Source organism: Novimethylophilus sp. (assembly GCF_036504375.1).
Lineage (GTDB): Bacteria > Pseudomonadota > Gammaproteobacteria > Burkholderiales > Methylophilaceae > Novimethylophilus.
The window spans coordinates 1-4401 of record NZ_DASXVH010000064.1 but is presented as its reverse complement, the minus strand read 5'-3'; the positions used below and the strand labels follow the sequence as shown (position 1 = coordinate 4401).

Genomic DNA, 4401 nt, shown 5'->3' with positions numbered 1-4401 from the left:
CAATCAAACTGTCCTAGACTAAGAACCCATTCCAGCAGGTTTCATCCCACGCGCTACTTAATCTGTGGGATGCAGTGCAAGGCGCGGACTGCGCAGTGTAGTCATTCTCCACAAGCGGTCCGTAACACAGCAATGCGCCCACAGATAAGCAGCCCTTCGGGTTGAGGCCGGGCACAGCGTCTGCGGCGTTGCACCGCTTGCCAATGGAATGGCCATTGGCCGCGCGTTGCGCCTTGCATCCATCCGCACCCGGCCTCAACGCGAGGGATGAAACCTGCTGGAATGAGCTCTACACTATGATTACCCTAAACACCGAAAACCATCTCGTCTCCGCTGCCGTACTGGGCGAATTCACGATTACCGATTTCCGCGAACTCGAACAGCAGATCGAGTTCGCCCTCAAGTTCAACGGCAAAACCAGCCTGCTGGTAGACCTGCGCGACATGCTGTCGATGACGCTGGATGTGGCGCTGGAAGAACTGCGCTTCACTCGCAGCCATCGCGGTGCTTTTGAAAAAATCGCCGTCGTCACCGAGAACACGCTGCAGCAGTGGGAAGCGCTGCTTTCCAACCTGTTTACCGATGCGGTGATTGAAGTATTCGAGAACGAAGACGCCGCGCTGGAGTGGCTCAACGCCTAGGAATGCCATAGCGAAACCATAGTGCAGGCACTGCGCCCGCACTGTTTCGCTAGGGCTCAATGAGCCCGCATCGCATCGCCGTCAGCGCCAGGTCGGCGGAGGTCGAAGCCCCCAGCTTCTGCTTGATGTTGTAAAGATGCGTGCCGACGGTGCGCGGGCTTAAGTTGAGGGTTTCCGCGATCTCGTTGGTGGTCTTGCCCTTGGCCAACGCGATAAACACCTCGAATTCGCGCGCGGAAAGCACGTCCACCGGATTCTTGTCGCCTGAAAGCTGCTGTATCGCCATCTGCTGCGCGATGCTGGCTTCCAGGTACATCTTGCGTCCAGCCACGGTGCGGATGGCCTTGATCAGCTCTTCCGCCGCGCTGCGCTTGGTGAGATAGCCCAGCGCCCCGGCGTTCAGCACGCGCTTGGGATGCACCGAATCCTCATGCGCCGACAGCACCAGGATACGCGCCTGCGGGTCGTGCGCCATGATGCGCTCGATGGCTTCCAGCCCGCCGATGCCGGGCATGGTGATATCCATCACCACCACGTCGGGATGCTGCTCGCCATAACTGCGTACCGCCTGCTCGCCGTTCTCGGCCTCGGCCACCACCTTGATGTCCGGCGCCGATTCCAGCAGCAGCTTAAACCCCATGCGCACCACCGCATGGTCGTCCACCAGCATGACGTTGATCGCGCTCATGCGGGAATCACCACCGCAACCTTCACTCCCCGGCCCAGTTCCGATTCGACATCGAAGCGGCCATGCAGCGATTGCGCGCGCTCGCGCATGCCCAGCAGGCCGAAATGCCGGGTTTGGTCCACCTTACAGATATTCATGCCGGTTCCGTTGTCGCTGATGATCAATTGTACTTCTCCGTTCTGTTCGCGGCGCAGGGTGATCGCAATCGTCGTCGCCTGCGCATAGCGTAGCGCGTTGTTGACCGATTCCTGCACGATGCGGAACAGGTTGATGTTGAGCGTTTCGCCAAGCTCGTCGAGTTTACCGTAAAACTCCAGCGTGAAATCGATCTCGGGATATTGGCTCTGCCATGTCGTCACCGCGTCGCGCAGGGTTTCCAGCAGCCCCAGGTTGTCCAGCGCGCCGGGCCGCAGCTGGCGGATGATATTGTGCATGCCGTCGTAGATATGGTTGGCCGCCGCGGCGATCGTTTGCGCGGCCGCCTCCACCTCCGGCAACTGCTCGCGCGCCTTGTTGCCGATGGCCACAGCGAAGGTCTTGATCGCGGTGACGTATTGCCCCAGCTCGTCATGCAGCTCGCGCGCCAGGGAGCGGCGCTCCTCCTCGATATGACGCTGGATCAGCTGGGTCAGCTGGCGGTTTTCTTCCAGCCTGCGCTCGGCCTCTTCAGCGTGCTTGCGCTCGGTAATGTCGCGCAGCGTGCAGATTTCGCCCACCACCCTGTCGTTCTGCGGGTCCACCAGCGGCGCGGCGGAAAGCGCGATATCCAGCAGCCGGCCGTCGCGGGTCACGCGCTGGGTGTCGTAGTTGTCGATATGGCGGCGCTCGGCGATGGCCGCAAGGTTCTGCTTCAGCTCGTTCTCGCGCCCCGGCGGCGTCAGCAATGCCGCCGAATGGCCGATGATGTCATGTGCAGGGTAGCCGAATAACCGCTCCGCAGCCGGGTTCCACAGCGAGATATTGCCGTCGAGGTCGTGGATCATGATCGCATCGCCGGTCTGCTTGACCACCAGCGCCAACCGGCGGCTTTCCTCGGTGCTGGCCTCCAGCGAGGCCGCCATGTTGTTGAAGCTCTGCCCGATGCGGTTGAATTCCGGCAGGTTGAATTTCGGCAGGCGCGCCGCCAGATCGCCGTGCTCCATGCGGTTGATCGCGCCCAGAATGCTGTTCACCGGCTTCAGCGCCCGCCCCAGCACCCAGTACACCACACCGTTGATCAGCACGAAAAACCCCAGCCAGATCAGGAACAGGTTGCGCACCCCGCTCCATGCCTCGCGGATCGCCCCGCCGGGATTGGAAGCAACGATCAGCTGGCCGAAACGGATGCGCCGCATGGCGATTTCCTGTTCCGGCGCCACCAGCTTGGTGAACCACTGCGGCGGCTCATCTGTGGTACGGAAAGTGGAAGGCGGCGAGAGGTAGATAAGGCGGCCGGCACCGTCGTAAAGCGAAATATCGATGCTGCGCACGTGGCCCAGAGATTCCAGGAACGTTTTCAGCATCTCATGCGTCGGCCCCAGCTCCGGATTGCGGTAAGAGCTGATCACCACGGTATCGAGCAGCTGAATGGTGACGCGCGACGCCGCCTCCACCCCCTCCTTGATCGAGGTGCGGGTATCCTTGATGATGACGAACCCCACCCCCGCCATGAAAATCAGCAACAGTACGGTAATCAGCAGGTTCAAGCGGAAGCGCAGGCTCATGGCGGAATTCTACATGGCGTCACGCATTTGTTGAATCGGCCGGGCGAAAACACAATCGGGGATAGCGAAAGATTTTTGCTACCCAATGCCCGCCTGGCCAGGATTAAGATAGGCTCATAAATGGTCCAGCGGGCTGGCGACACCGCGCCCGCCCCTGTTCAGCACACGGGTGTAAATCATCGTCGTCGAAACGTCGGAGTGGCCGAGCAGCTCCTGCACGGTGCGGATGTCGTAGCCTCCTTCGAGCAAGTGCGTGGCAAACGAATGGCGGAAAGTGTGCGGCGTGGCGGGCTTGACGATCCCCGCCAACGTCACGGCTTTTTTCATCTGGCGCTGGATGGCTTTTTCATCCGCATGGTGACGGCGCACGATGCCTGATCTTGGGTCGGTGGAAAGCGTGCGTGAAGGGAACACATACTGCCACCCCCATTCCTTGCCCACGTTGGGATATTTTTTATCCAGCGCCATCGGCATGTAAACCTCGCCATGACCGCCCGCCAAGTCCTCCTGATGCAAGGCCCTGACCTTAACTAAATGGGTCTTGAGAGGCTCAACCAGTGAGGCTGGCAACATTGTCACCCTATCCTTAAAGCCTTTGCCCTCGCGCACCAAAATCTCGCGCCGCGCCAAATCCACATCCTTCACCCGCAGCCGCAAGCACTCCATAATTCGCAAGCCGCTACCATAAAGCAAGCTGGCGATCAGCCACACCGTGCCATCGAGACGCGTCAGCACGGCCTGCACCTCCTGCTTGGTCATCACTATCGGCAAGCGCTTGGGTACCTTGGCCTGAGTGACGTTATCCAGCCAAGGCAACTCTACGCCCAGCACCTCTTTATACAAAAACAACAACGCGCTTTTGGCCTGATTCTGGGTTGAGGATGATACGTTGCGCTCCACCGCCAAATGCGACAAAAAAGCCTCAACTTCAGGCGCGCTCATGTCCTTGGGGTGCTTCTTGTCATGGAACCAAATATAGCGTTTAATCCAATCCACATAAGATTTCTCAGTGCGCAGGCTGTAATGTTTCACCCGTAAACGTGAAATCACTTGGTCAAGCAACTTAGGCGGCTGAGAGGGGTTTTGGGTGTCAACCATGATGAAGGTGTATTTGCCGAAATTGTTTAGCAGAAAACAGGTGTGCTAAAAAATCATTACCTAATGAATTAAATATGATTATACATATTTATAAATTTTTATTATCCTGCCCCAATAAAAAATTAAGTTTTTGGGTCTTAGGAAGCTAAAGCGGATTTATTCGTAAGAGTTTGAGTACTTCAAGGTAAAGATTATCACGGCGATGGTTGAATCGAAATTCAGTCTCTTTCAGGTGCAGGTAAAACGTGTGCTTAGCCACGCCGTTAAACTT

General features: G+C 58.0%; 4 protein-coding genes and 1 pseudogene. 1 reads left to right on the top strand and 4 read right to left on the bottom strand.

The window, feature by feature from the left end; genetic code table 11:
• Positions 1 to 296 precede the first annotated feature (296 nt).
• The gene (locus VGK14_RS09915; RefSeq protein WP_331508913.1) at positions 297 to 641 is read left to right on the top strand and encodes an STAS/SEC14 domain-containing protein; all 345 of its coding nucleotides are present in this window, start codon (positions 297 to 299) and stop codon (positions 639 to 641) included.
• Between the two features lie 49 nt (positions 642 to 690).
• Here the strand turns inward: VGK14_RS09915 and VGK14_RS09910 are convergent, their stop codons facing one another.
• The 4 genes and pseudogenes from VGK14_RS09910 to VGK14_RS09895 all read right to left on the bottom strand — a co-directional run.
• Positions 691 to 1329, bottom strand: a complete 639-nt coding sequence (locus VGK14_RS09910) for a response regulator transcription factor (RefSeq protein WP_331508912.1) — start codon at positions 1327 to 1329, stop codon at positions 691 to 693.
• Complete coding sequence (locus VGK14_RS09905) at positions 1326 to 3032, bottom strand: PAS domain S-box protein (protein WP_331508910.1); 1707 nt, start codon at positions 3030 to 3032, stop codon at positions 1326 to 1328. Before VGK14_RS09905 ends, VGK14_RS09910 begins: the two co-directional genes overlap by 4 nt.
• Before the next feature lie 114 nt (positions 3033 to 3146).
• A complete protein-coding gene (locus VGK14_RS09900) occupies positions 3147 to 4130 on the bottom strand; it encodes an integron integrase (RefSeq protein WP_331508909.1) in 984 nt (327 codons plus the stop codon).
• A gap of 145 nt (positions 4131 to 4275) precedes the next feature.
• Positions 4276 to 4401: pseudogene (locus VGK14_RS09895) on the bottom strand (IS1595 family transposase); the annotation flags it as partial.

Excerpts from the sequence above, each read along its gene's own strand:
- VGK14_RS09915 (WP_331508913.1), top strand. The coding sequence starts at position 297 with ATGATTACCCTAAACACCGAAAACCATCTCGTCTCCGCTGCCGTACTG.
- VGK14_RS09910 (WP_331508912.1), bottom strand. The coding sequence starts at position 1,329 with ATGAGCGCGATCAACGTCATGCTGGTGGACGACCATGCGGTGGTGCGC.
- VGK14_RS09905 (WP_331508910.1), bottom strand. The coding sequence starts at position 3,032 with ATGAGCCTGCGCTTCCGCTTGAACCTGCTGATTACCGTACTGTTGCTG.
- VGK14_RS09900 (WP_331508909.1), bottom strand. The coding sequence starts at position 4,130 with ATGGTTGACACCCAAAACCCCTCTCAGCCGCCTAAGTTGCTTGACCAA.